This window comes from Chlorogloeopsis sp. ULAP02, assembly GCF_038404745.2.
Taxonomy (GTDB): domain Bacteria; phylum Cyanobacteriota; class Cyanobacteriia; order Cyanobacteriales; family Nostocaceae; genus Chlorogloeopsis.
This window is the reverse complement of the sequence record NZ_JAYKTT020000055.1, coordinates 1-25,268: the sequence shown is the minus strand read 5'-3', so window position 1 is coordinate 25,268 and position 25,268 is coordinate 1. Positions and strand designations below refer to the sequence as shown.

Genomic DNA, 25,268 nt, shown 5'->3' with positions numbered 1-25,268 from the left:
CTACTAACAAGCACCTATTTTATGAAAAAAAATTTGCTGCGCTTATTTGGTTTGATGGGAATTTTGATTCTGGCTTGGTTATGGGTATTGCTTAGTGCCAAACCAGCTCTTGCTTGATCAGATGAGTTTTATTGAAAATACCCTGACAAAGTTCTAGATTTCCGGTTAAATGTTTTCAGATAAGCGCCGTCTGAATATTTGTCGGGTACTATTTGTGACACAAGAACAAAAAGTTTCTCGTTCTCTTGCCGGAATTGCTGGCATTGTTGCTGTTGCCACCATCATTAGCAAAGTTGTAGGTTTGGCACGGCAAGTAGCAATAGGTGCAGCTTTTGGTACTGGCCCTGTTGCTGATGCCTATAGTTTCGCCTATATTATCCCAGGTTTTTTACTGATTTTACTTGGCGGCATTAATGGGCCTTTCTACAGTGCGATTGTCAGCGTCTTAGCCAAGCGCAAAAAAGAAGAAGCAGCTCCTTTGGTGGAGACTATGACAACCCTTGTTGGTGGTGTATTGTTGATTGTCACGATCACTTTGGCAATCTTTGCTGGGAATCTAATTGACTTGACTACACCAGGGTTAGATCAACGTACAGATGGACAGTTAGTGAAGGCGATCGCCACGAAACAACTCCAGATCATGTCACCAATGGCTATTCTTGCGGGACTTATTGGGATTGGATTTGGCACACTCAACGTCGCTAATCAATTTTGGTTACCATCTATTAGCCCTTTATTATCAAGTATTACAGTTGTAATTGCCGTAGCTTTCTTATGGTTGCAATTAGGTACTAAAATTTACACTACCGAGTATTTGATGTACGGCGGTGCGGTATTAGCGATCGGAACATTAGCGGGAGCTTTGCTGCAATGGCTTGTGCAATTAGTGGCACAAGCACGTATTGGTATGGGTTCATTCCGTCTGCGGTTTGATTTTAATCAGCCGGGAGTCAGGGAAGTGATGAAAATTATGTTGCCAGCTACCTTTTCTTCTGGGATGCTCTATATCAACTGGCAGATAAATTCTATTTTCGCTTCCTTTATTCCTGCTGCTGCCTCTGGCTTAAATTATGCCAATTTATTAGTACAAACTCCATTAGGAGTAATTTCCAACGTCGTTTTAGTTCCTCTGTTACCAATCTTTTCTCGACTCACCGATCCAAATGATTGGCATGAGTTAAAACAACGCATTCGCCAAGGATTAATTCTTTCTGCCTTTACGATGTTACCGTTGGGCGCATTGATGATTGCTCTTTCAAATCCGATTGTGCGTGTAGTGTACAAGCGGGGAGCTTTTGATCAAGCTGCATCAGATATGGTTTCCTCGCTGTTGGTTGCCTACGGTGTCGGAATGTTTGTTTACTTGGGGCGTGATGTGCTGGTGCGGGTATTTTATGCCCTGGGTGATGGTGAGACGCCTTTTCGCATTAGTCTGTTTAACATCTTTCTCAATGTCTTCCTAGATTGGATTTTAATTAAATCTTTTGGCGCTCCTGGTTTGGTTTTAGCTACTGTAGGGGTAAATTTGAGTTCAACGTTGATGCTTTTATGGTTGCTCGATCGCAAGCTGAATGGAATTCCTTGGCGAGAATGGAGCATACCTATTTTTGGTTTGACTGTTGCCAGCGTTGTTGCAGGTTTTGCCAGTTTCTTTACTTTAGGGGTTGTACAAAAATTCTTGATTACAGATGGCTTACTAAGTCAACTATTGCTGCTGAGTATATCTGGCTTCGTAGGCTTGGGTGTTTTTGGGGCGATCGCTGCTTGTATGAAATTACCAGAAGTGAATGTTTTTATAATTCGGATGCGGCAGAAGTTTTTCAAGAAATAGGATAAGCAGCCATCATCATCTGCGTACACCAAGGCAGGGAACAGAACAATTAAACTCTCTGTCTGTTGTCCCCCTTCGGGTTCGCCAGTCCCCCTACCCTTACGGGAAGACGCTAGCTAACGCAACGTCTGACGGCGAACGCGTCTACGTGACGGGAAGCACAGCCACTGCGGTGGTGAACCAGCACTGCGAACGGGTTTCTCGCCGCAGGTGAATGGTGAGACGCCCGGTAGACAGGCGTAGCCTGGCTTCTCGGAGAGTAGGTGGCTTCTGTAGGTAAGGGTTCCCCGGCATAAAGGAGCGTAAGCGCCCTTGCGGGTTAAGCGCGTCGTAGCGACTGGCGTCACGTGGCGTCCAAGACGAGGGCTGGTTCACCTATCCCCTTACCTAACTTCCCTTCTGCCCCCTGCCTTCTGTCCTCTAATTAACTTCCAAAGCTTGTGATGTTGAAGTGACGCCTGCTAAACAAAATTGCTCCCAAATTACAAAACAAACAGGTGATCGCCAGCCACAGCAAAATATAGGTAGGAGCCATTACCACACCGATCGCAAACCAACTATAAACGTGCAGCACCATGACTAAAGCAAAAAGGCAAGCTACCCCTGCGGCTTGCCAGATTTGATGTGATGGGCGACGGAGTGCGGCGAAAATCATCGTCAAAATGGTGGCAAGCAAGTTTGCTGGCACTAGAAATGCGCAAATACTAACACAGTTCACGCGGGAAAACTCACTTAAGCTATGAAAATCAAGCATTATTTTGTGGAGGTAATGTCAATTTAGTATAAGTTACTTAATAACTACATTAAATAATGAAATATAAAGCGTGAGTACCACTTGCTGACATTGTAAAATAAATTAATGTATTTGAATATTTACTTATTTAAACTGAAAATTAACATTATAAAAATTCAGCTTAGAGGTCAAAATTATGTGATGTTATTTAGTTGAGCGTGCAACAAATAACATGATAATTATAAGTTAGTTTTACTCTGTTCAACTTCACCTGATAGCTACTCTTAATACACTAAATTAGTTGTGCTAGTTTACTGAAAACTAAATATTTACTCTATAAATCAATTGTTACTATCTTTATTATCAGTTAAGAAGTTTTATATTTAAATTTATCGTTAAATTTTTGAGTCTTTAGAGGTGGGAAGGTAACCCACCTTTGTATACCAAATATTCAACTACCCCATGAGAATCACTGTATCTATAACGTGAATTACGCCATTATCAGCTTCTATATCTGCAGCTAAAACAGTGGCATTTTTAACTTCAAATTTATCAGAACAATCAATCTTAATTGTTGAACCTTCAACAGAAGTTACAGTACCAAGTTTTGCTAAATCATCCTTTTTAAGTTTTCCAGGCACAACATGATACTTTAAAATTCGTGTTAGTTGGGGAATATTTTGTACTAAAGTTTGGATAGTTCCAGGTGGTAATTTGGCAAAAGCATCATCAGTGGGTGCAAAAACTGTAAATGGGCCAGGGCTTTTTAATGTTTCTACCAATCCTGCCGCTTGTACAGCAGTTACCAGAGTCTTAAAAGAATCCGCATTAACAGCAATATCAACTATATCAGCCATTTATTTCACCTTAATATTAGAAAGATTTTAAATATAATATTAAATAAATGTAAATTAGTGTTGCTTTTGATTAAGTAATGGGAATCATTAGCAGAAACTAATACTCTCAAACAGACTCAAGATTATTCTCGCTGTTTACCATTGAGAACCTAGAAGTCATAATAAGTTCTTAATTCTCTTTCCTTTTTTTAGAAAATGTTGGAGCGCAGATACGCCATTCTCGGAACGGGCGCTTTAGGTGGATTCTACGGTGCTAGACTGCAACAAGCTGGATTGGATGTACATTTTTTACTTAAGAGTGACTTTGAACACGTAACTAAACATGGTTTAGTCGTCGAGTCAAAAGATGGAGATTTTAAGCTCTCCCAAGTCAATGCCTACTGTGACGTTAAAAAGATGCCGTGTTGTGATGTGGTAGTAGTTGCATTAAAAACAACACAAAATCATTTACTGCCACAGATGTTGCCTCGTGTGCTCAAGGATAATGGCGTCGTTTTGGTATTACAGAATGGGTTGGGTATTGAAGAGGAAATAGCTGATATTGTTGGTGATGATAAGGTAATCGGTGGATTATGCTTTTTGTGCTCTAATAAATTGGGGCCAGGGCATATTTGCCACCTTGATTATGGAAAAGTTACCTTAGGAGAATATGCTACTGACTATCAGGCAGTAGGCAATACAGACAGAATTCGTCAAATAGCCAATGACTTTGAGCGTGCTGGGATTCCGATTGATTTAGCTGAAGATTTGTTATTGGCACGTTGGCAAAAACTGGTATGGAATATCCCTTATAATGGGCTGTCTGTAATTCTTAACGCTACAACACGTGAATTAATGGCAGATGCTTATACTCGTAAATTAGTGGAACAGTTGATGTACGAAGTTATTGCTGGAGCAAAAACTTCTGGTAGAAAGATAGACGATCGCTTCATTGCAAAAATGCTGGACTATACCGATCACATGAAGCCTTACCGTACCAGCATGAAGATAGACTACGATGAGCATCGCCCATTGGAAGTAGAAGCAATTTTTGGTAATCCATTAAGGAAAGCGCTTGCTGTTGGTGTGAATTTGCCACAAATTAGTTGTGTATACCATCAGTTGAAGTTTTTGGATGCTAAAAGTAGAGATTTTAATACGTAACAGGGTATGAGTTACAGGGGTAGAACAGGAGTTAGTATTTAAAGAAAAATTTAATTTTTGCAGGACTCCCACATAAAATGCTGACTGAGATATTGCCTTTTAGCTTTGACTTGGATGCAGTAGCAATAGCCGGAACTAGTTTATGGTCTTTGGCGCTATACTTAGGTTTTTCGCCAGTCAGTGAATGGGTAATCGAAATGCTCAATCGCTGGTTTAACTTTGCCGAGCGATCGCTTTATACAAGCCAGTCAGAATTTGAAAAGACTCGCCAAGCAAGAGAATCGCAAAACGCTTTCTACGCCTCATTGTTTAGCATTTTGCCTTTTCTTGGCATTGGTACTTTATGTAATTGGCTAGTAGAGCTTAGTTTAGGACGTAGCTGGGCAATTAGCATGGGCATACTCGCTTGTGTTGGTTGCGGCGTTTACGAATTGGGACGACAGGATGGGAAGTCTTCTGGAGATTAGGAACAAGACGCGGGGACGTGGTGACACGGTGACACGGGGAACTGTGAATCAGGTTCTTTCCCCTTGTGTACTGTCTCCTTTTACTCATTTCTCTGCGCAGCACTGCGTCTTCCCCTCTCCATGTCTATAATTTCTTCCCGATCTCCTCACATACCAACTGTGCTATTTTTTGCGCAGCACCAGGTTCTCCTCTGATGCTGCGTAGCTTCGCTCGTATTTCGTCTAGTTTTTCTGGATTAGTTAAATAATCTAATACTATTTCCGCAACATCTTGTGGCTGAAGTTTGCCTACCAGCTCTGGCACAACCATTTCCTGCGCCCAAATGTTAGGCCATGCTAACAAACCTTTACGCCTTAAAAATAACCAGTTGATAACTTTAGCAAAGGCAGAACCTACGCCAGGGAAATTTGCTAGCAACCCTGGCAAACCATCCCAAGCTCTCATCGCATCTAATTGTTGGGTGGGAAGCAAAACAATCATTGGCACTGCTAAAGAGCCAAGCTCTGCTGTATTTGCTCCTACGGTTGTTAAGCACATACAGCACTTGGAAAGAGTTTCGTAGGCAGGATTTTGAGTTAACAATTCGATAGTTAAACCAGTTGCAGTTTTGAGTACAGGAGCCTGTTCGTGAAATAATTCTGCTGACGAAAAACCGAAAGTTTCCACAAAAGGGTTTTTCTGGGGATTGGCAAAACTAGCTAAAGTTTGTAAATCTAAAGTCGGTGCTACGGGAATGACAAATCTGGTTTGCGGTCTTTTGGTGTGAATGTATTCTGCCACTGCTAAAGTTAAAGGTACTCCCTGAGATAATTTTGCTGCCTTGGAGCCAGGGAGTAAACCTATTAATTCAGTAGACGCGGTTTGAGAAGACACGGAGACAATGAGACGCGCAGACGCGGAGAGAGAAAATTTCCCAGCCTCCCCGTTTCCCGGCGTCCCCGTCTCCTCTTCACTCCCCGCGTCCCCGTATCCCCTCGTCTTTGCGTCATTTATTTGGGCTTCTGCCATCAAATCTCCTACAACGGCAAATTTATGGGCATACTTTTGCGAGACTCTGGCAGCAACTTCTGGTTTCATCACGCCAAAGCGATCGATTAAACTGTGCCAGCGTGCTTCCCATTCGGCATAAACAACGGTACTATAACCAAGCCTTTTGCCAATAACTACTGGAAAAAATTGATCGCCACCAAGAAAAACGACTACACCTATACTTCTCCAATCCCAATTTTCATGGGTTTTTCCCGAAATTAAAAAACGCCAAAAATGCTTTGCAGACTGCACTCTATCTACTTCTGGGTAAGAACGGGCTATATCGGTTTCTTTACCAGTGGCATTAGGGCAAGGCGATAAAATTACCGAAATCCTCACTTTGGAACGGTCATTTCCCAGCTTTTGACGTAATGATCGCAATACTGGGCGTACCCAAGTCGTTACTTCTCCAGGGCCATTTGAGAGAATCAAAATATCAACTGCTGGCATAGTCATTGTCTAATTGGCTGGTGATGGTGTGTTTGCTAAAAGCAGACGACAGGAGGCAGAAGGCAAAAGTGGAAAATAGACTACATTAATAAAAATTTACAATTAAGCAAGCAATCACTTTTATGCTTGTCAATATTTGTAACAAAGTATTTAATTATTTATATCGTTTTGTGTCAGATAAGCGACAAAATCGCCTGTGAGCAAGCTTTTTCTGATAAAACAAAACTCAGATTGCCTATAGAGAGGAAGTCTGAAAGGTGGCAATTGCCCCTCAGAACTTCTGGAGTAGAGAACACGCATCAAAGGAGCCGAGGAAGCATGTTCACCCACGTCAAGTCCACCATTAGACATATTGCGCCCGATAACCTACGGGGGCGTCATTTAATTAAGGTGGTCTATGTCGTGTTAGAGTCCCAGTACCAGAGTGCATTGTCACAAGCGGTTAGGGCGATTAACGAAAACAATCCCAAGGTGGCGATTGAAATTAGTGGATACTTGATTGAAGAACTCCGCTCTGGTGAGAACTACGAGGAGTTCAAAAAAGATGTCGAGACTGCCAATATCTTCATCGCTTCACTGATTTTTATTGAAGACTTAGCCCAAAAGGTAGTAGAAGCCGTAAAACCACACCGCGATCGCCTTGACGTTGCCGTAGTCTTCCCGTCTATGCCGGAAGTGATGCGCCTAAATAAGATGGGCAGCTTCTCAATGGCACAGTTAGGGCAGTCTAAGAGTGCAATTGCGCAATTTATGCGCAAGCGCAAGGAAAAATCCGGCGCTGGGTTTGAAGATGCAATGCTGAAGTTACTAAGGACTCTGCCACAAGTGCTGAAGTTCCTACCAATGGACAAAGCACAAGACGCCAGAAACTTCATGCTCAGTTTTCAGTATTGGTTAGGAGGTTCTCCAGAAAATTTAGGAAACTTCCTGCTGATGCTAGCTGATAAGTACGTATTAAAAGATTTAGATAAACGAAATTTTGCACTTTTCCAGTATCAAGAGCCGGTTGTTTATCCTGATATGGGAATTTGGCATCCTTTAGCCACAACAATGTTCGAGGATGTCAAAGAGTACCTCAACTGGTACAATAGCCGCCAGGATATTTCCCAAGATTTGAAAGACCCTTTAGCGCCCTGTATCGGTTTAGTGTTGCAACGAACACACTTAGTGACAGGTGATGATGCTCACTACGTAGCAATGGTGCAAGAACTAGAAGCAATGGGTGCAAGGGTAATTCCTGTATTTGCTGGTGGTTTGGACTTTTCTAAGCCTGTAGATGCCTACTTCTACGATAAGGGGACAGGGGAGCGGGGAATGGGGACTGGTAAAAATCCAATCCCTGGTACCCAATCCTCAGTACCTAATCCCTTAGTAGATGGAGTAATATCTTTAACAGGTTTTGCATTAGTAGGTGGCCCGGCACGGCAAGACCATCCTAAGGCAATTGAATCACTAAAGCGACTAAACCGTCCTTATATGGTAGCCCTGCCCCTGGTATTCCAAACTACCGAAGAGTGGCTAGATAGCGATTTGGGCTTACATCCTATTCAAGTAGCTTTGCAAATAGCTATTCCCGAATTGGATGGGGCAATTGAGCCGATAATTTTATCAGGACGGGATGGCACTACAGGAAAAGCGATCGCTCTCCAAGATCGGATCGAAGCAGTGGCACAACGGGCGCTGAAATGGGCTAATTTGCGCCGCAAACCCAAGCTGGAAAAGAAAGTTGCCATCACTGTTTTCAGCTTCCCACCAGATAAAGGTAATGTGGGAACTGCCGCTTACTTAGATGTATTCGGTTCCATCTATGAGGTAATGAGAGCGCTCAAAAATAACGGCTATGACGTGCAAGACTTGCCGGAAAATGCCCAGGCACTCATGCAAGAAGTTATCCACGATGCTCAAGCACAGTACAGCAGCCCGGAACTGAACATTGCCTATCGGATGTCCGTGCCTGAGTACGAGGAACTTACTCCCTACTCCCAACGTTTAGAAGAGAACTGGGGGCCACCTCCCGGACATCTCAACAGCGACGGGCAAAACCTACTAGTATACGGCAAGCACTTTGGCAACGTTTTTATCGGCGTTCAGCCTACCTTCGGTTACGAAGGCGATCCGATGCGGTTGTTGTTCTCCCGTTCTGCCAGCCCCCATCACGGTTTTGCTGCCTACTACACTTACCTAGAGCAAATTTGGAAAGCTGACGCCGTACTCCACTTTGGTACTCACGGTTCCTTGGAATTTATGCCTGGGAAACAAATGGGTATGTCTGGCGAATGTTATCCTGATAACCTGATTGGCACAATTCCCAATTTGTATTACTACGCAGCCAATAATCCCAGCGAGGCAACAATCGCCAAGCGTCGCGGCTACGCTGAGACAATTTCTTACTTAACTCCCCCAGCAGAAAACGCTGGTTTATACAAAGGTTTAAAAGAACTTAGCGATTTAATTGGTTCTTATCAAACCTTGAAAGATACTGGACGCGGTATTCCCATTGTCAACACCATCATGGATAAATGCCGGATGGTGAACCTAGACAAAGACATTAATTTGCCAGAAATCGATGCCAAAGATATGAGCGCCGATGAGCGAGATAATATCGTTGGCATGGTGTACCGCAAATTGATGGAAATTGAATCACGACTGTTGCCTTGCGGTTTACACGTAATTGGCAAACCACCGAGTGCAGAAGAAGCAGTTGCCACACTCGTCAACATTGCTGGCTTGGATCGTACAGAAGAGGAAATTCAAAGCTTGCCCCGCATTATTGCCAACAGTGTGGGAAGGGATATTGACGAAATTTACAAAAATAGCGACATAGGCATTTTGGAAGATGTCCAACTGCTGCAAGACATCACTATGGCAACCCGCGCCGCAGTTTCCGCTCTTGTCAAAGAGCAAACCGACGCTGAAGGCAGAGTTTCCTTCGTTTCCAAGCTCAACTTCTTTAACATGGGCAAAAAAGAACCTTGGGTAGAAGCCTTGCATCAAGCTGGTTACACCAAGGTTGATACTACAGCCTTAAAACCGCTATTTGAGTACTTGGAATTCTGCTTACAGCAAGTGTGCGCTGATAACGAACTCGGTGCGTTACTCCAAGGCTTAGAAGGTGAGTATATACTACCTGGGCCTGGTGGCGATCCAATTCGTAACCCGGATGTATTGCCTACAGGTAAAAATATCCACGCCCTCGATCCCCAAGCCATCCCGACAACGGCGGCGGTACAATCAGCCAAAATAGTTGTAGATCGCCTGTTAGCACGGCACATGGCCGAAAACGGTGGTAAGTATCCCGAAACCATCGCCTCAGTGCTTTGGGGAACAGATAACATCAAAACCTACGGAGAATCACTGGCACAAATCATGTGGATGGTTGGTGCGCGTCCGGTTCCTGATGCCCTGGGAAGAGTAAACAAGTTAGAATTAATACCTTTAGAAGAGTTGGGACGTCCGAGAATTGACGTTGTCATTAACTGTTCTGGCGTATTCCGCGACTTGTTTATCAACCAGATGAACCTGCTAGATCAAGCGGTGAAAATGGCAGCAGAAGCGGATGAACCTGTGGAAATGAACTATGTCCGCAAACACGCTTTGCAACAAGCAGAAGAAATGGGGATTAATCTGCGACAAGCAGCGACGCGTGTCTTCTCCAACGCATCTGGTTCCTACTCGTCAAACATCAACTTGGCAGTGGAAAACAGTACTTGGGAAAGCGAAGCCGAATTGCAGGAAATGTACCTAAATCGGAAATCCTTCGCCTTCAGTGCCGACAGCCCCGGTACGATGGAAGAATCTCGGAAGATTTTTGAAAGTTCCTTGAAAACAGCTGAGGCAACATTCCAAAACCTCGACTCTTCCGAAATTAGCTTAACCGACGTTTCCCACTACTTCGACTCCGATCCCACAAAAGTTGTGTCAAGTCTGCGTGGTGATGGTAAAACACCAGCATCTTACATTGCAGATACCACTACTGCCAACGCTCAAGTGCGGACATTATCAGAAACCGTGCGTTTGGATGCCCGTACCAAATTGTTAAATCCCAAGTGGTACGAAGGAATGCTATCTCACGGTTATGAGGGTGTGCGCGAACTCTCCAAGCGATTGGTAAACACAATGGGTTGGAGTGCAACAGCTGGTGCTGTTGATAACTGGGTTTACGAGGATGTGAATACCACGTTTATCCAGGATGAAGATATGCAGAAGCGGTTGATGAACATGAACCCCCATTCTTTCCGCAAGATTGTATCGACTTTGTTGGAAGTGAATGGACGCGGTTATTGGGAGACTAGCGAGAGTAATTTGGAACGCTTGCGTGAGTTGTATCAGGAGGTTGAAGATAGGATTGAAGGGATAGAATAACCCTTAAAATAGAGGCGTTCTCTAGAACGTCTCTATTTCCCCAAATGTTTTTACAGATGACAAACAATGCAACGGCACGAAAATTAGAAATATACTTATAGATAAGTATGTCTGCTAAAGATGTTTTTCATGAAGTTGTCAAAACAGCTTTAGAGAAAGACGGTTGGCAAATTACTAACGATCCACTCACAATTAGCGTGGGAGGAGTTAATCTTTCGATTGATTTAGCTGCACAAAGACTGATTGCCGCAGAACGCCAAGGACACAAAATAGCAGTCGAAGTTAAAAGTTTTTTACAGAAATCGTCTGCTATCTCAGAATTTCATACAGCATTAGGACAGTTTATTAATTATCGAGGTGCATTGAGAAGGGTACAACCAGAGCGTATTTTATATTTAGCAGTGCCTTTAACAACTTATAAAACATTTTTTCAGCTTGATTTTCCCAAAGACATGATAGCAGAAAATCAAGTGAAAATGCTGATTTATGATGTAGAGCGAGAGGTGATTTTCCAATGGATAAATTAACTCGGTATCGCCAGCTTGTACAAGAAATATTACATGAATATAGTGAGCAAAAACCAGCTTACGGAAATATAGAAGTTGAAAAAATTTTTGATAAAGAACGTGACCATTATCAAATAGTTCATGTAGGTTGGGAAGGTCAAAACTGGGTACATAGTTGTATCATCCATATTGATATTAAAAATGGAAAAATTTGGCTCCAGTGGAATGGTACAGAGGATGATATCGCTGCTAATTTGGTAGCTGCGGGAGTTCCCAAGGAAGATATTGTTTTAGGTTTTCAGTCTCCTTTTATGAGGCAATTTACAGAATATGCTGTCAGTTAGGAGATTTTTTGAAAGTCTCCAAGGGCGGCTTTATGAATGTTAACCCCCATTCTTTGAGTATCGCTTTTGGAATTGTGCAGAGGTGCGATCGCTCTCATCTTCCAAGAAAGCGATCGTACTCTACAATAAACGCCACAAGTGAATTTTATAAATTGTGAGCCAAAAAGACAAACTCCTGGCTAAAATCCTATCAGGTACATCTGATGCAAATATTCCCTTTGAGCAACTGTGCCAACTCCTAAACCAACTAGGTTTTGATGAACGTATTCGTGGTAGTCATCACATTTATACCAAGGAAGGTATTGAAGAAATATTAAACCTGCAACCCAAGCAAGGAAAAGCTAAAGCCTATCAAGTTAAACAAGTTCGTGAAGTAATTCTGAAATACCAGCTAGGAGGTAAACATGACGCTTCGCTATGAAATAATTCTCTACTGGAGTGAAGAAGATCAATCATTTATCGCTGAAGTACCAGAATTACCAGGATGTGCTGCTGATGGCGAAACTTACCAAGAAGCACTACACAATGTAGAAATTATTATGCAGGAGTGGATTGAAACTGCAAAAGAATTAGGGCGTTCTATTCCTGAACCAAGATGGCGTTTGATGTCTGCCTAATTGATGAATACTAAAATACGATCGCTCTCACTTTCCCCAAAATATCATCGCCTTGTTTTTGACGTTTTCTGCAAAGCGATCGCTCTCCTGATAGTGTTTGGGTAAATATATATAAATAAACTATGAAAAAATTAATTCAAGGCAAAATATCGAAACTATCGCAATGTTTAGGTCTAAATAATCTAAAATCGCGCTGATCCAAAGTCAATATTTTTGTAATATTATAGCGTTCAGCTACAGCCATAACAGTTGCATCTACAAAATCAATTCGGGTATCTACATAATCTTCCAATATTTCCGCCACACGCATTACATCTTGATCTGTCAAAGCCACTAAACTGAATTTACTCGCACACAGTCCTTTCAAAAAAGCTGCTACTGTAGCTACACCTGCATTACGCCCAACGAGATAAGCTACTTCTGCTAAAACTGTTTGTGGTAGCAAAATCTGTTGTTGTTGAGCGTAGACGGTTACAACAATATTGTGCATTGTATCTGAACGATTCAATAATGCCACAATAAACCCCGTATCTGCTACGGCTGGGTTTCTTTCCATGTCCACCCAGATTTTTCAGTAATTTCCTGTTGAAGAATATCTTCTGACTTGATAGCGAGGTCATTGGCACTTGCAAATAAGCCTATTAATGGGTCAGAATCAGAAGTTAAATTCGATTTTGGCGATTCGATATCCAGGTATAGTTTAACTGCTTCATTGACTATTGATTCAGGAGATTGACCTCTTTGATGAGCAAGAGTTATTAATTTTTCTAGTAAAGCCTGTTCCGGTTTCCAGTTAAATGTAGCATCCACAAGATAAACTTTTTTTCACTAACAACAAATTGATCGTAACAATAAGGCAAGTTACAGCGATCGCTCTCCTCTTCTCCACAATGCGATCGCAAAACCCAAAAATGCAAAATTGAGAATAGAATAGCTGCATGAACCAATCGCTCATACCATTTCACGAAATTATTGATACAAATCACTTTTCTTGCTCCCCCTGTCTCCCCAGCTTCCCCAGCTCCCCCAGCTTGCCTAAATGTATCAACTTTAAAGTTAAACGGTATCACTCTTCCACAACAGGCGATCGCCTCCATGAAATAAATCTAATTTCTTCCACCTTGAAGGCTCTTCAGAGTTGGGGATGTTGGCTACTTATTTCGGTAGTCGCATTTATGGATTCAGTGAATGCCATTTTGATTTCAGCGAGTGCCATTGCGATTTCAACAGTCGCATTTATAGATTTAGTGAGTGCCGTTGCGATTTCGACAGTCGCATTTATAGATTTAGTGAGTGCCATTGCGATTTTGGCGATCGCATTTATTGGTTGTGTTTATCCCGAAACAACAAATCGATACATATGTAATGTGTAGAAACACAGAAAAATTCCCGCTCGTTGCGTTAAACCCGTAGATGATTAAATCCACAAAACTACTCATCTCAGGTAAAAGGGCATCCTATTATCTTGAAAGAGAATAATTCAAGGAATACTCCCATGTCTCTAAAAACTCGTGGTTCTGCTGCTGTAGACAAAGCTCAACGTCGTATCGCCCTGCTTAAATCCATTGATGAGCATCTGGATTTAGGACACGGATTAAACGTTGAAGCCTATAGCCGCCTCATCGATGCTACCCGTACTATGCTGGAAGCTCATAATACACTGCTGTCCAATCTTGATGAATCTCGTAAGACTTTAACCCAGATGGACAAAGCGCTCTCGGAAATGTCTGAACGGATGCTCAGTGGTGTCGCGACTATCTACGGCAAAAACAGCATCGAATATTCAAAGGCAGGCGGCTCTAATCGTAAGCGGAGTAAAAAATCTATTTCACAAGTTCCTCCAGTTGTAGCGTTTCTTGCTACTCAACCCGCCCAAACTGCAATTGCGAACAAGTTAACTGACGGCAACGGTAGCTTGAGCGATCGCTCCGTCACTAATTCGGATTCCGATTGAAAGGTTACGTGTCTAAGCATTAACTGAATTTTGCTGGGAGTGAACAAGAGCTACAACAAGGTGCAGCAGCGATCGTTGAACCAAGGCGAAAATGCGATCGCCTTGTTTTTGAGGTTTTCTGCAAAGCGATCGCTCATCGCTCTCACTTCCTCTATAACTCTATGTTTGCGTTGAAAAACGCTATGAACTTGAGAATACTTTACTTAACTTGCGTTTGCCTGCCAATCTCTATTGAGACAACGAAGGAAAAGACGCAGGCGATCGCTTTGAGGATTTGTCAGAACTTCATGAGCGCAGCCTTCTTCTGCCACCACACCTTTATCCATAAATATCACCCGATTGGCAACTTCACGAGCAAATAGCATTTCATGGGTGACAACTACCATAGTCATACCCTCTGCTGCCAACTGCTGCATAACTTGCAAAACCTCACCCACAAGTTCGGGATCTAAGGCACTAGTTGGTTCATCGAAGAGCATGATTTGGGGATTCATGCACAAACTCCGAGCGATCGCTACTCGTTGTTTTTGTCCGCCCGAAAGCTGTTCTGGGTAAGCTGATGCTTTGTCAAAAAGCCCTACTTTTTCGAGATAAAGCCCTGCCAGTTGAACACTTTCTTTACGAGTTTTCCCTAGCACTTTGCAGGGAGCTAGTATTAAATTTTCTAAAACTGTCAAGTGTGGAAACAAGTTAAATTGCTGGAAAACCATGCCTACTTCTGTTCGCAGCTGTCGCAATTGCTTTTGGTTGAAATGAGGATGAGATAAATCGATACCATTAACTACTAAATTTCCACCATCAATAGTCTCTAAGCGATTCAAACAGCGTAGTAGAGTACTCTTACCACAACCAGAGGAGCCAATGATTGACACAACTTCCGTGCGGTGAATTTTGCCGCTGATCCCTTTAAGAACCTTGAGCGAACCAAAGTTTTTTTCGATGTTTTCAAATGCGATCGCAAGAGTAGAGTTGTTCATAGCCAAATTCAGCTGCATTACAGTTGATTGTAATCTGACTAACATCAGGACGGTTGGTGTTAAAGTTGACTTTATTTCAAAACCGCTCCAGATGCAGAGAACGCAGGGAAAGAGGAAGTATGGCTAAGTTGGCTGTTGTACGGTGGTTGCGTTTGAGTTTACTGATTGGATTGAGTTGTTTGCTGCTTGGTGGTTGCAGTTTCAATTCAAGTGTGAATGGTGCGGGTAAAACTTTGAGGGTGGCGACAGAACCTGCATTTCCCCCAATGGAGTTTCAAGGGCAAGGGGGTGAGTTGCAGGGTTTTGATATTGATTTGATGAAAGCGATCGCTAACAGCAGTAATTTTAAAGTTGAGTTTCAAAGTTTACCTTTTGATGGAATTATCCCAGCTTTACAAGCAAAAACAGTGGATGCAGCAATTAGTGCCATCACTATTACAGAAGAACGCGCAAAAACCATCTCATTTTCACGCCCCTATTTTAGAGCGGGTTTAGCAATAGCTGTTCGTACTAACAATCAAGATATTACTAACTTTGATAGTCTCAAAAACAAAAAGATTGCTGTACAAATTGGCACTACTGGTGCAGGCAAAGCTAAGAGTATTTCTGGCGCACAAATTCGTAGCTTTGATTCTGCACCTTTAGCACTTCAGGAGTTACTCAACGGCAATGTCGATGCGGTAATTAACGATGCACCAGTAACTTTGTACGCGATTAATACTGGTAATCTCCAAGGAATTAAAGTTGTAAAGCAATTACTAACTGAGGAGTATTACGGTATTGCTACAGCAAAAGATTCGCCAAATTTAATATCAATCAATCAAGGATTGGCAGCAGTATTGAAAGATGGTACCTATGCGAAAATTTATCAAAAGTGGTTTAAAACTGCACCACTCCAATTACCAGAAAAATTACCGTTTACAAGTGTGAATCCTGTTGGGGCATCTGCACTTGTCAGTTCCATCAATCTGATATTGCAGTCTATTCCGATTTTGTTACAGGGGGCGTTAGTAACGCTCCAACTAACCGTAGTTTCTGTAATTTTTGGTTTAATTAGTGGTTCTCTGATTGGAATTTTACGCCTTTCCAATCTTAAACCTGTACGTTGGCTAGCAAGAGCATATGTAGATTTTTTTAGAGGAACGCCCTTACTAGTGCAAATCTTTATAATTTATTTTGGTATACCTGCCATTATCCAAGAATTGGGTTCAACATTTACCTTTGATCGTTTTGTAGCAGCAGTAATAGCATTAAGTTTGAATAGCGCCGCTTACATTGCAGAAATAGTCAGAGCTGGTATTCAATCTATAGAACCAGGGCAAACGGAGGCTTCACAGTCATTAGGTTTGGATTCTGTGCAAACGATGCGCTATGTAATTTTTCCTCAAGCTTTTCGGCGGATGATACCACCATTAGGTAATGAGTTTATTAGTTTGCTCAAAGATACCAGTTTAGTTGCAATTATTGGTTTTGAAGAACTATTCCGTAAAGGACAATTAATTGTTTCAGAAAATTATCGCACTTTTGAAATTTATACAGCTGTAGCTGTGGTTTACTTATGCTTGACGCTACTTTCTTCCCAAGCTTTTTCTAAGTTAGAAATTTGGATGAATCCAGTGAAGCGATCGCGTAAAAAATAAGCGGCTAGAAACTAGTAACTAAGTCAAATAACACAAAATTAGAGTAGACGTGCCAGTATTCTATAACCTTTACTCCATAACATCATTATCCTAATACCTAATTCGCGGATCTACATAAGCATTTAAAATATCAATCAAAATACTTGCTGCCACAACAATCGAGCCAAAAAATACTAATAATCCTTGCACTGTGGGATAATCCCGCAAAGAAATAGCTTCATAAAGTTTATTCGCTAATCCCGGCCAAGAAAAGGTTACCTCAGTCAAAATTGCCCCACCTAATAAAGAAGCAAAAGTTAATCCCAAAACAGTAATGACTGGAATCAAAGCATTTTTTAAGGCATGGGAAACTAGAATTTTTCTTTCGGGAATACCTCTAGCTCTAGCTGCTTCCACATAATCTGCTTGCAGAGTTTGCTTTAAATTCACTCGTACAATCCGCTCAAAAATTCCACTGAGCAAAACTCCCAAGGTAATACTAGGAAGCGCCAGGTAATGCAAAGTTGTAAAAAATTGAGCTAAGTCACCACTTAAGAGACTATCAATTGTATACAAACCAGTGATCCGCTCAGGAGCGGGCAAACTAGAGGCAAAGCGCCCTGAAGATGGAAACCACCCAAGTTGCACTGCGAATATCAGTTGTAGAAGCATTCCTGCCCAAAACATTGGTAGTGAGTACGTGATAATACCAAATAACCTTCCACTAAAGTCAAAAAAAGTACCAGGACGAGAAGCAGAAAGAGTACCAATCACAATTCCGACTGAAAGCGCAACTACCATACTACACACTGCCAACTCTGCCGTAGCTGGAAAGTAATCTACAATCACCTGCCAAACACTTTGTCCTTGGCTTGTCAAAGACTTCCCTAAATCAAAACGCAATAAACTTCCCATGTAATTTAGATACTGCAACCACAAAGGAAGATTTAAACCTAATTGTTTCCGTAACTCTTCTTTTGCACTTTCTGGCGCACGCCCACCGAGAATTGCATCTGCTGGATCTCCGGGGGTTGCTCGCAGCAAGAGAAACACTACTGTAGTGATAGTCCACAGCATTAACGGAGCTAAGAGCAGGCGGATAATAATGTAGTATTGTAAGGCTTTGGAACGAGACATAGATAATTTGTTTAAAGGATAATGGATAGTGGTTAATAACCAACCCTTCGGGTACTCTGCGAGAAGCTGCCCACTCTCTGAGAAGCCAGGCTACGGTTGTCTACCGGGCGTCTACGCCAGTCGTACCCTGCGGGTAGACTGCGCTGACTCACTACTAACTACTGTACGGGCGGGTTTAGAAGATAAATTATTAGTTTTAGCGTCAAGATTATCAGCAAAACCCGCACGCCAGTTGGTACAACGCCCTTAACCCGCGGCTGCCTCCCCTATTAACTACTAACTACTTTTTAATTGACTTGTAAATCAAAAACTGACTCGGATCAAGCTGCACACCATTCAAACCATTTTGAGCGAAAACATAATCTTTACTTTGCCACAAAGGAACATAAGGCACATCAGTTGCTACTTGAGTTTGAATATCTGTAAAGATTTTTTTACGAGTTTCTGGGTTTTGCTCCTGACGCTCTTGAGCAATTAGTTGATTAATATTTTCGTTGTAATAAAAAGAACCCTGTGTCTTGCTTGCTCCATCTTCACATCCTTTAGCTACTGAACCTTTTTGACATTCTAAAAACGGTTGGATGTAGTTATCTGGATCTAAAAAGTCTGGATACCAATCATATATTGATGCTGGATACAAACCTTTAGATATGTCTTTAAAAAAGGTAGCACTCTCTACAGGACTAATTTCAAATTGCAACATTCCATCCATTTTTTGATCGGCAAGAGCTTTAATTGTTTGAGCCGCTGCCGCACTAGTAGGAGAAGTAGAACTATGCCAAATTTGGATTCTGGCAGGATTACTATTTGAGAAACCAGCTGAACTTAGCAATTGTTTAGCCTTGTCTACATTTCCATCACCATATTTATCCTTAAAAACTGGTTGGTAAACCTCAAATGTTGTTGGCACCATGCTATGCAATGCTTCTGCTTGATTGTACAAAACCCGCTGATTTAGAATCGAACGGTCAATCAATGCCGCGATCGCTTGTCTGACAGCAGGATTATCCAAAGGTTTTTGATTTCGGTTTAAAGCCATGAATTTGACTGCGCTACCTTCAGCAGCAATTGTCTGCCAATTACCTTGTTTCGCACTTTCCTGCAAAGTTTTAATTTGAATTGGCTCCAAAGATACGTAAGCCACATCCACGGCTTTTGTTTTAAAGGCATTAAATAAATTTGCCGGGCTGCTAATAATTTGCCAGTTAATGCCTTTGTTAGCAGGTTTATCTCCCCAATATTTGTCAAATACATCAAATCGCACTGAATCAGTGCCATATTTTGCTAATCTATAAGGGCCAGTCCCGATAAAATTATTTGGCAGAAATTTCCCTGCACCTAGTTCGTAAGCTTTGGGCGAAACAGCACAAACACCAGGAAACGCTAACAGTGCTGGAAAAGCTGCAAATTGTCTTTTAAGCTTAATAGTTAATTCAGAATCACCTGTGGCTGTGACAGAATCAATTACATCTTTTAACAAGAAAGATGGCTTACCACCATTTTGCATAAACCGCTGGAGACTAAATTCCATCGCTTTAGCATTAAAAGGTGTACCGTCGTGAAATACTACGCCTTGACGTAAGGGAATAGTATAAGTTAAACCATCTTGGCTAACTTTTGGTAAAGCTGTAGCCAACTGAGGCTTAATTTCGGTGCTACCGCTTTCGTAGGTGTAGAGGCGATCGCTCATGTTATAAACCAACACCAATGACTGTAGTTCATAAGCATCAGCAGGATCGAGGGTACGTGGTTTTAAGGTAGTACCCACAGTAACACGACCATCACTGCTGGGATTACCCACAGAAGTAGATGTTGTTTGGGGGCGAGGACTACAGCTAATAACTAAGAATAAACATAGACAAAATAAAGAAAAAAATTTTGTCATCTGGCTTAAGCGTTTTGGGAACAAGGAAAACCTGTTCATAAATATCGGCATTTTTAATCTACTGCGGTCATTCATTTTACTATATGTCTAGTTAATTTCCCTATGACAAATATCTAAATGCATGTCATGAAAAACTTTGTATATCAAGCTTTTACATCTTATTTTCTAACTCATATCCAAAAATGTGCTTAGTATACTATAAATTACAAACAAAAAGAACTCAGTATTCAAAACTCAGCAGTTTAATACAAGTAGCCGTCATGAACTCCGTACACCAGAACGCACGAAAAACGTTCTTACCTACCAACGGATACACCGCTACGCGTCTAATGCCCTCTGCCCCCTGTATAGCTGCCTTCTATCTTAGTAATCTGAGAAAAAAATACATTCTTTAATATTCATTCCTAACTAAACGATATTTCATTGAATTAAAATTACAGAAATACACTCATTTGTCGCTCAATTCGGATTTTCATAAGAAAAGCTTTATTAAGCTTTTCAAGTAGCCAATCCGATATTCATCAAAATAATTATGTACCAACTCATGTTTGCTTACTTGTCTGCAAAAGTGTAGTCAAAAATTGTATGTCGTTTAAAACTAACTGAAATGTTCCCGATATTTTGAAAAGTAAACATAGAGCTTAACTAGAGTGAGAATAAAAGTGTGAAATACTTTTTTTTATCTGAAGGATGGACAGTTGGTAGAGTTTGGGCATCTGATGGACTTTGGCAAATAACTGCATGGCGACGACAACCAGATATTCAGCAAATGAATATCTGTTTGGTAGAAAAAGGCGAATTATTTTGGCTTTATCGAGTAGAAGATGCTGTGATTACTGTGGAGGTTAAACCAATTACATCAGTACAAATGGTTACATCTAGTCAAGCGATCGGTAAAGTTATGCTGAGGCGTTTAATGAGTGCTGAACAGGTAATTGAGCGCCTTGGAACCGCTTCGACAAGGTGCCATCTAGAAAATATTGAAATGATAGTGCAGTAGAAAATGTTGGTTGGAAGTAGTTTAGTAAAGATTTATTACAAACTATTACCAACCTTACAAACTACTGTAGACGCGGATTTTAACAAAAATCTCTATGTGATCAAGAAATTAACTATATCAACCCGCTTCTACTCACGACCGTACAAGCGGGTATGAAAACCATTTCTCTGAAAGCGCGAAATATTTAAATAAACTAGCCCTTAGTCACTACTATTCACTAACCAGTAACCAGGTTTTAGTCTCTTTATACGCTTGCAAACAGCGCCATCATATAGTTACACTTTTTTAAACATTCTCATTTTTGCTTGGCGATCGCTACCCTCAGGACACAGTTCCGAAAGTGCGTAAGCAATGATTGTCATAGCAGCCACACTGTCTAATTTTTAAGACCAAGCTGTGGAAAATCCAAGCTCTGGCAATAACAAAAACTGAGAGAAGCTACTGACGGCAATTTTTGCTGCTGGTAACTTCGGTAAAAAATTGTTTTGTAAACAAACTCTTCGAGGAGGAGCGTAGTCGATGGGACTACCTTGGTACCGAGTACATACAGTCGTTCTGAACGATCCAGGGCGACTGATTTCTGTACACTTGATGCACACAGCTTTGGTAGCAGGCTGGGCTGGTTCAATGGCTCTGTACGAACTGGCCATTTATGACCCCAGCGACCCGGTTCTCAACCCCATGTGGCGTCAAGGAATGTTCGTGCTACCCTTCATGGCACGCTTGGGTGTTGTTGGCTCTTGGGGTGGCTGGAACGTAGTTGGCGATCCTAATTACAACCCAGGTTTCTGGTCATTTGAAGGCGTTGCTGCCGCTCATATTGTTCTTTCTGGTCTTTTATTCTTAGCCGCCGTTTGGCATTGGGTTTACTGGGATCTGGAACTTTTCCAAGACCCCCGTACTGGTGAACCAGCCCTCGACTTGCCAAAGATGTTTGGCATTCACTTGTTCTTGTCTGGTCTACTTTGCTTTGGTTTTGGTGCTTTCCACCTAACTGGGCTGTGGGGGCCGGGAATGTGGGTTTCTGACGCCTACGGCATAACAGGTCACGTTGCACCAGTCGCACCGGAGTGGGGGCCGGATGGCTTTAACCCATATAATCCTGGTGGTGTGGTAGCTCACCATATTGCCGCTGGTGTCGTCGGTATTATTGCTGGTTTATTCCACCTCACAGTCAGACCTCCCGAAAGGCTATATAAAGCTTTGCGGATGGGTAATATCGAAACCGTACTTTCTAGCAGTATTGCTGCTGTATTCTTTGCTGCTTTTGTTGTTGCTGGCACCATGTGGTACGGCAGCGCTACCACTCCCATCGAGTTGTTTGGCCCTACCCGCTATCAGTGGGATCAAAGTTACTTCAAGACAGAAATTCAGCGCCGCGTTCAATCAAGCCTTGCCCAAGGTGCAACTCCTGAGCAAGCTTGGTCAAGAATTCCCGAAAAATTGGCATTCTATGATTATGTCGGTAATAGCCCTGCCAAAGGTGGTCTATTCCGTACAGGCCCTATGGTCAAAGGCGATGGCATTGCCCAATCTTGGGTAGGTCATGCTGTCTTTACAGATGCCGATGGACGGGAATTGCAAGTACGCCGTCTGCCCAACTTCTTTGAAACCTTCCCAGTGGTTCTGACCGATCAAGATGGAGTCGTCCGTGCTGATATTCCCTTCCGTCGGGCAGAATCTAGATATAGCTTCGAGCAAAATGGTGTGAAAGTAGCCTTCTATGGTGGTGACTTGAATGGTCAAACATTCACAGACCCCGCCGAAGTGAAGAAGTGGGCGCGTAAAGCTCAAGGTGGCGAAATCTTTGAATTTGACCGAGAAACCTTAAACTCTGATGGTGTGTTCCGCACCAGCCCCAGAGGTTGGTTTACATTTGGACACGCTGTCTTTGCTTTGTTGTTCTTCTTTGGTCATATCTGGCATGGTGCTCGGACAATCTACCGAGATGTATTTGCTGGTGTTGATGCGGATTTGGAAGAGCAAGTGGAGTTTGGCTTGTTCCAGAAAGTGGGTGACTTGAGTACCCGTAAGAAGGAAGCTGTCTAAAGTTTTGTAGCAAATTGTTAAGAATGGTCTAATAACTGCTTGAAAATTAATACGATAATTAGGTAGTTAGTTAGACCATTCTTTCTCTTTAGCAGATTACACTATCATTACAGGCGGGATAGCAGGAACTTGTAATATGGAAAGCGTGGCATATATTTTGATTTTGACTTTGGCGATAGGAGTTCTCTTCTTTGCGATCGCATTTCGCGAACCTCCTCGTGTTGAGAGGAAAGAAGATAAGTAATTTACCGATGCCAAATTTTTGATGGCAATCTTTAAGAATACGAAACCGCTGTTGCCCATAGGTAACAGCGGTTACTAATTTTTAGTAGTTTTATTACTTAATTTTCAACGGTTTTTTGTCAATATATTTTGAACATTAAAATTATAAAGTTTTAATATTTGATATAATCTACTATCTGGCAATTAATGCGCGTTAAGATAACTTTTCTGCGCTACGATGAGAAGGGATGTAGGTGTAGAGTGCCTATTTGGCAATTGCATATACATCGCTAGGAGGCAAAAAAACTACGGAGAATAAAAACCAGGAAACAATCAGCATGGTCAATCAGAAATCAACTGTATTAACTGATATTGGGTTTACTCACGACGATTTCGCTGCTTTACTGGACAAATACGATTATCATTTTAGCCCTGGTGATATTGTACCCGGTACAGTGTTCAGTATAGAGCCGCGCGGCGCTCTGATTGACATAGGTGCTAAAACCGCAGCATACATACCCATACAAGAAATGTCTATTAACCGGGTGGACAGCCCGGAAGAAGTTTTACAATCAAACGAAATACGGGAATTTTACATCCTTAGTGATGAAAACGAAGAGGGACAACTAACTCTTTCTATTCGCCGTATAGAATATATGCGAGCTTGGGAGCGAGTACGGCAGTTGCAAGCAGAAGATGCAACTGTCCGTTCTGGTGTATTTGCCACTAACCGTGGTGGAGCTTTAGTAAGAATTGAGGGTTTACGTGGGTTTATTCCTGGCTCTCATATCAGTACTCGTAAGCCTAAAGAAGAATTAGTAGGTGAAGAACTTCCATTAAAGTTCTTAGAAGTAGATGAAGAACGTAACCGCTTAGTTCTGTCCCACCGTCGGGCGCTGGTAGAGCGCAAGATGAACCGTCTGGAAGTCGGTGAGGTCGTAATCGGTACAGTGCGCGGTATTAAGCCCTATGGTGCCTTTATTGATATTGGTGGCGTAAGTGGTCTATTGCATATATCCGAGATTTCCCATGAACATATTGATACACCTCACAGTGTATTCAATGTCAATGATGAAGTAAAAGTCATGATCATTGACCTAGATGCAGAAAGAGGTCGGATATCTTTGTCCACTAAACAGCTAGAACCAGAACCAGGTGACATGATCAAGAATCGCGATCTGGTTTACGATAAAGCAGAAGAAATGGCAGCAAAGTATAGAGAACAACTGCTGGCTAAACAGCAAGGCATTGCACCTGCCGCCATTACCGTTACAGAAGAAGGTGAAGTAGCAGCAGAAGAAATTCCATCTGCCGTTGAAGCAGTTGAAGAGGAGATTCCATCTGCAATTGAAGCAGTTGAAGAAGAAATTCCAGCCGCTATTGAAGAGTAATGTATCTGTATTTATTGTTGTAGTTGCCTAAAAGCAATTATAAGATGAGAAATTATTGCATAAAGAGGGATGAAATTTCCCTCTTTTTTATGTTGGGAAATTGTAAGTGGTTAGTAGGAGCGGGTTTATTTAGATAGGATATTTCGTCATCTTAGAAAGATTGTCGTTAAAACCCGCCCGTACAGTAGTGAGTAGGGGAGGCAGTGCATAGCGAGCAGCCCTCTTGGTAGGGTTTCCAACGCCACTTGACGCCAGTTGACGCCAGTCGCTTCAACGGGGGGAACCCTCCGAAGTCGCCTCAACGGGGGGAACCCCCGCACGGCGCTTCTCTCCGCAACGCGCTGGCTCCTTTATGCCGGGGAAACCCGTCCACCCTTCGGGTTCAGCAGTCCCCCATCGCCGGAAACCGCCAAGACGGGGGCTGCTTCACCGCACTGGCTCCTCCGCAGGCAACTGCGAGATTCCACGCCAGATGACGCCAGGTGCTACAAGTCGGTAGAGCCGCAAGGGTGCACTGGCTCCTCCGTGTAGCGACTGCCGTGCGGGTTTCGTTGATTATCTTTCGGCTAAAACCGATAATTTATTTTCTAAACTCATCCGTACAGTAGGTAGTAGGTAGAGACGCGAGGAACCGAAGCGTCTGTAAATTTGGTAGCTGCTTCTTTACGACTACCCACTACCCACTAACCACTAT

General features: G+C 42.3%; 27 protein-coding genes. 17 read left to right on the top strand and 10 right to left on the bottom strand.

Annotation, left to right across the window (positions count from 1 at the left end; all coding sequences use genetic code 11):
• Window positions 1–169: 169 nt before the first annotated feature.
• Window positions 170–1,831 (top strand): murein biosynthesis integral membrane protein MurJ, encoded by a 1,662-nt coding sequence (gene murJ / locus U2718_RS19670; protein WP_342002006.1) that lies wholly within the window; start codon window positions 170–172, stop codon window positions 1,829–1,831.
• Between the two features lie 144 nt (window positions 1,832–1,975).
• Here the strand turns inward: murJ and U2718_RS19665 are convergent, their stop codons facing one another.
• The 3 genes from U2718_RS19665 to U2718_RS19655 form a co-directional block, all read right to left on the bottom strand.
• Window positions 1,976–2,125: a hypothetical protein gene (locus U2718_RS19665; RefSeq protein ID WP_342002004.1), complete on the bottom strand. Its 150-nt coding sequence runs from the start codon at window positions 2,123–2,125 to the stop codon at window positions 1,976–1,978.
• A 130-nt stretch (window positions 2,126–2,255) separates the two neighbouring features.
• A complete protein-coding gene (locus U2718_RS19660) occupies window positions 2,256–2,585 on the bottom strand; it encodes a hypothetical protein (RefSeq protein ID WP_342002002.1) in 330 nt (109 codons plus the stop codon).
• A gap of 434 nt (window positions 2,586–3,019) precedes the next feature.
• Window positions 3,020–3,421 carry a fasciclin domain-containing protein gene (locus U2718_RS19655; protein WP_342002000.1) on the bottom strand — a complete coding sequence of 134 codons (402 nt, stop codon included), beginning with the start codon at window positions 3,419–3,421 and terminating at the stop codon, window positions 3,020–3,022.
• 195 nt (window positions 3,422–3,616) lie between these two features.
• Here U2718_RS19655 and U2718_RS19650 point away from each other — a divergent pair, with 195 nt between their 5' ends.
• Window positions 3,617–4,564 (top strand): putative 2-dehydropantoate 2-reductase, encoded by a 948-nt coding sequence (locus U2718_RS19650; protein WP_342001998.1) that lies wholly within the window; start codon window positions 3,617–3,619, stop codon window positions 4,562–4,564.
• Between the two features lie 77 nt (window positions 4,565–4,641).
• Window positions 4,642–5,031 carry a hypothetical protein gene (locus U2718_RS19645; RefSeq protein ID WP_342001996.1) on the top strand — a complete coding sequence of 130 codons (390 nt, stop codon included), beginning with the start codon at window positions 4,642–4,644 and terminating at the stop codon, window positions 5,029–5,031.
• Between the two features lie 124 nt (window positions 5,032–5,155).
• On the opposite strand, the gene U2718_RS19640 is transcribed toward U2718_RS19645, so the two are convergent.
• Window positions 5,156–6,511: a lipid-A-disaccharide synthase gene (locus tag U2718_RS19640; protein ID WP_342002008.1), complete on the bottom strand. Its 1,356-nt coding sequence runs from the start codon at window positions 6,509–6,511 to the stop codon at window positions 5,156–5,158.
• A gap of 318 nt (window positions 6,512–6,829) precedes the next feature.
• Between U2718_RS19640 and U2718_RS19635 the strand changes: the two genes are divergently transcribed.
• The 5 genes from U2718_RS19635 to U2718_RS19615 all read left to right on the top strand — a co-directional run bounded on the left by U2718_RS19635 (window position 6,830) and on the right by U2718_RS19615 (window position 12,340).
• Window positions 6,830–10,873, top strand: a complete 4,044-nt coding sequence (locus U2718_RS19635) for a magnesium chelatase subunit H (protein ID WP_342001994.1) — start codon at window positions 6,830–6,832, stop codon at window positions 10,871–10,873.
• Between the two features lie 107 nt (window positions 10,874–10,980).
• Entirely contained in the window at window positions 10,981–11,400 is a 420-nt protein-coding gene (locus U2718_RS19630) for a XisH family protein (protein WP_342001992.1), read from the top strand.
• Window positions 11,388–11,723, top strand: a complete 336-nt coding sequence (locus U2718_RS19625; RefSeq protein WP_342001990.1) for a XisI protein — start codon at window positions 11,388–11,390, stop codon at window positions 11,721–11,723. The genes U2718_RS19630 and U2718_RS19625 overlap by 13 nt, the downstream gene beginning before the upstream one ends.
• 154 nt (window positions 11,724–11,877) lie before the next feature.
• Entirely contained in the window at window positions 11,878–12,144 is a 267-nt protein-coding gene (locus tag U2718_RS19620) for a type II toxin-antitoxin system HicA family toxin (RefSeq protein ID WP_342001988.1), read from the top strand.
• On the top strand, window positions 12,128–12,340 hold the full coding sequence (locus tag U2718_RS19615; protein WP_342001986.1) for a type II toxin-antitoxin system HicB family antitoxin: 213 nt from the start codon (window positions 12,128–12,130) through the stop codon (window positions 12,338–12,340). The genes U2718_RS19620 and U2718_RS19615 overlap by 17 nt, the downstream gene beginning before the upstream one ends.
• 136 nt (window positions 12,341–12,476) lie before the next feature.
• On the opposite strand, the gene U2718_RS19610 is transcribed toward U2718_RS19615, so the two are convergent.
• Genes U2718_RS19610 through U2718_RS19600 form a run of 3 tightly spaced genes read right to left on the bottom strand, consistent with a single transcriptional unit; the run spans window position 12,477 to window position 13,326 of the window.
• Window positions 12,477–12,896 carry a type II toxin-antitoxin system VapC family toxin gene (locus U2718_RS19610; protein WP_342001981.1) on the bottom strand — a complete coding sequence of 140 codons (420 nt, stop codon included), beginning with the start codon at window positions 12,894–12,896 and terminating at the stop codon, window positions 12,477–12,479.
• Entirely contained in the window at window positions 12,875–13,150 is a 276-nt protein-coding gene (locus tag U2718_RS19605; RefSeq protein ID WP_342001980.1) for a hypothetical protein, read from the bottom strand. Before U2718_RS19605 ends, U2718_RS19610 begins: the two co-directional genes overlap by 22 nt.
• Window positions 13,108–13,326: a hypothetical protein gene (locus tag U2718_RS19600; RefSeq protein WP_342001978.1), complete on the bottom strand. Its 219-nt coding sequence runs from the start codon at window positions 13,324–13,326 to the stop codon at window positions 13,108–13,110. The genes U2718_RS19605 and U2718_RS19600 overlap by 43 nt, the downstream gene beginning before the upstream one ends.
• A gap of 45 nt (window positions 13,327–13,371) precedes the next feature.
• Between U2718_RS19600 and U2718_RS19595 the strand changes: the two genes are divergently transcribed.
• The 3 genes from U2718_RS19595 to U2718_RS19585 all read left to right on the top strand — a co-directional run bounded on the left by U2718_RS19595 (window position 13,372) and on the right by U2718_RS19585 (window position 14,468).
• Window positions 13,372–13,713 carry a hypothetical protein gene (locus U2718_RS19595; RefSeq protein WP_342001976.1) on the top strand — a complete coding sequence of 114 codons (342 nt, stop codon included), beginning with the start codon at window positions 13,372–13,374 and terminating at the stop codon, window positions 13,711–13,713.
• Window positions 13,714–13,835: 122 nt separating this feature from the next.
• Window positions 13,836–14,294: a hypothetical protein gene (locus tag U2718_RS19590; protein ID WP_342001974.1), complete on the top strand. Its 459-nt coding sequence runs from the start codon at window positions 13,836–13,838 to the stop codon at window positions 14,292–14,294.
• Window positions 14,295–14,333: 39 nt separating this feature from the next.
• Window positions 14,334–14,468 carry a hypothetical protein gene (locus U2718_RS19585; RefSeq protein ID WP_342001973.1) on the top strand — a complete coding sequence of 45 codons (135 nt, stop codon included), beginning with the start codon at window positions 14,334–14,336 and terminating at the stop codon, window positions 14,466–14,468.
• Between the two features lie 29 nt (window positions 14,469–14,497).
• On the opposite strand, the gene U2718_RS19580 is transcribed toward U2718_RS19585, so the two are convergent.
• Entirely contained in the window at window positions 14,498–15,271 is a 774-nt protein-coding gene (locus U2718_RS19580) for an amino acid ABC transporter ATP-binding protein (RefSeq protein ID WP_342001972.1), read from the bottom strand.
• 119 nt (window positions 15,272–15,390) lie between these two features.
• On the opposite strand from U2718_RS19580, the gene U2718_RS19575 reads away from it, so the two are divergent.
• Window positions 15,391–16,911, top strand: a complete 1,521-nt coding sequence (locus U2718_RS19575; RefSeq protein WP_342001970.1) for an ABC transporter permease subunit — start codon at window positions 15,391–15,393, stop codon at window positions 16,909–16,911.
• Between the two features lie 90 nt (window positions 16,912–17,001).
• On the opposite strand, the gene U2718_RS19570 is transcribed toward U2718_RS19575, so the two are convergent.
• Window positions 17,002–18,027 (bottom strand): ABC transporter permease, encoded by a 1,026-nt coding sequence (locus U2718_RS19570; protein WP_342001968.1) that lies wholly within the window; start codon window positions 18,025–18,027, stop codon window positions 17,002–17,004.
• A 28-nt stretch (window positions 18,028–18,055) separates the two neighbouring features.
• Between U2718_RS19570 and U2718_RS19565 the strand changes: the two genes are divergently transcribed.
• Window positions 18,056–18,277: a hypothetical protein gene (locus U2718_RS19565; RefSeq protein ID WP_342001963.1), complete on the top strand. Its 222-nt coding sequence runs from the start codon at window positions 18,056–18,058 to the stop codon at window positions 18,275–18,277.
• Between the two features lie 30 nt (window positions 18,278–18,307).
• Here U2718_RS19565 and U2718_RS19560 read toward each other — a convergent pair whose 3' ends face one another.
• Window positions 18,308–19,912 carry an ABC transporter substrate-binding protein gene (locus U2718_RS19560; RefSeq protein ID WP_342001962.1) on the bottom strand — a complete coding sequence of 535 codons (1,605 nt, stop codon included), beginning with the start codon at window positions 19,910–19,912 and terminating at the stop codon, window positions 18,308–18,310.
• A 664-nt stretch (window positions 19,913–20,576) separates the two neighbouring features.
• Here U2718_RS19560 and U2718_RS19555 point away from each other — a divergent pair.
• The 4 genes from U2718_RS19555 (at window position 20,577) to U2718_RS19540 (ending at window position 24,574) form a co-directional block, all read left to right on the top strand.
• Complete coding sequence (locus U2718_RS19555; protein ID WP_342001959.1) at window positions 20,577–20,912, top strand: hypothetical protein; 336 nt, start codon at window positions 20,577–20,579, stop codon at window positions 20,910–20,912.
• Window positions 20,913–21,431: 519 nt separating this feature from the next.
• Window positions 21,432–22,961 carry a photosystem II chlorophyll-binding protein CP47 gene (gene psbB, locus U2718_RS19550; RefSeq protein WP_342001958.1) on the top strand — a complete coding sequence of 510 codons (1,530 nt, stop codon included), beginning with the start codon at window positions 21,432–21,434 and terminating at the stop codon, window positions 22,959–22,961.
• A gap of 136 nt (window positions 22,962–23,097) precedes the next feature.
• Window positions 23,098–23,205, top strand: a complete 108-nt coding sequence (locus tag U2718_RS19545; protein WP_342001956.1) for a photosystem II reaction center protein T — start codon at window positions 23,098–23,100, stop codon at window positions 23,203–23,205.
• Window positions 23,206–23,521: 316 nt separating this feature from the next.
• Window positions 23,522–24,574: a 30S ribosomal protein S1 gene (locus tag U2718_RS19540; RefSeq protein ID WP_342001954.1), complete on the top strand. Its 1,053-nt coding sequence runs from the start codon at window positions 23,522–23,524 to the stop codon at window positions 24,572–24,574.
• Window positions 24,575–25,268 lie beyond the last annotated feature (694 nt).

Coding starts and splice junctions, on each gene's coding strand:
- murJ (WP_342002006.1), top strand. CDS start 170: ATGTTTTCAGATAAGCGCCGTCTGAATATTTGTCGGGTACTATTTGTG.
- U2718_RS19665 (WP_342002004.1), bottom strand. CDS start 2,125: ATGCCGGGGAACCCTTACCTACAGAAGCCACCTACTCTCCGAGAAGCC.
- U2718_RS19660 (WP_342002002.1), bottom strand. CDS start 2,585: ATGCTTGATTTTCATAGCTTAAGTGAGTTTTCCCGCGTGAACTGTGTT.
- U2718_RS19655 (WP_342002000.1), bottom strand. CDS start 3,421: ATGGCTGATATAGTTGATATTGCTGTTAATGCGGATTCTTTTAAGACT.
- U2718_RS19650 (WP_342001998.1), top strand. CDS start 3,617: ATGTTGGAGCGCAGATACGCCATTCTCGGAACGGGCGCTTTAGGTGGA.
- U2718_RS19645 (WP_342001996.1), top strand. CDS start 4,642: ATGCTGACTGAGATATTGCCTTTTAGCTTTGACTTGGATGCAGTAGCA.
- U2718_RS19640 (WP_342002008.1), bottom strand. CDS start 6,511: ATGCCAGCAGTTGATATTTTGATTCTCTCAAATGGCCCTGGAGAAGTA.
- U2718_RS19635 (WP_342001994.1), top strand. CDS start 6,830: ATGTTCACCCACGTCAAGTCCACCATTAGACATATTGCGCCCGATAAC.
- U2718_RS19630 (WP_342001992.1), top strand. CDS start 10,981: ATGTCTGCTAAAGATGTTTTTCATGAAGTTGTCAAAACAGCTTTAGAG.
- U2718_RS19625 (WP_342001990.1), top strand. CDS start 11,388: ATGGATAAATTAACTCGGTATCGCCAGCTTGTACAAGAAATATTACAT.
- U2718_RS19615 (WP_342001986.1), top strand. CDS start 12,128: ATGACGCTTCGCTATGAAATAATTCTCTACTGGAGTGAAGAAGATCAA.
- U2718_RS19610 (WP_342001981.1), bottom strand. CDS start 12,896: ATGGAAAGAAACCCAGCCGTAGCAGATACGGGGTTTATTGTGGCATTA.
- U2718_RS19590 (WP_342001974.1), top strand. CDS start 13,836: ATGTCTCTAAAAACTCGTGGTTCTGCTGCTGTAGACAAAGCTCAACGT.
- U2718_RS19580 (WP_342001972.1), bottom strand. CDS start 15,271: ATGAACAACTCTACTCTTGCGATCGCATTTGAAAACATCGAAAAAAAC.
- U2718_RS19575 (WP_342001970.1), top strand. CDS start 15,391: ATGGCTAAGTTGGCTGTTGTACGGTGGTTGCGTTTGAGTTTACTGATT.
- U2718_RS19570 (WP_342001968.1), bottom strand. CDS start 18,027: ATGTCTCGTTCCAAAGCCTTACAATACTACATTATTATCCGCCTGCTC.
- U2718_RS19560 (WP_342001962.1), bottom strand. CDS start 19,912: ATGACAAAATTTTTTTCTTTATTTTGTCTATGTTTATTCTTAGTTATT.
- psbB (WP_342001958.1), top strand. CDS start 21,432: ATGGGACTACCTTGGTACCGAGTACATACAGTCGTTCTGAACGATCCA.
- U2718_RS19545 (WP_342001956.1), top strand. CDS start 23,098: ATGGAAAGCGTGGCATATATTTTGATTTTGACTTTGGCGATAGGAGTT.
- U2718_RS19540 (WP_342001954.1), top strand. CDS start 23,522: ATGGTCAATCAGAAATCAACTGTATTAACTGATATTGGGTTTACTCAC.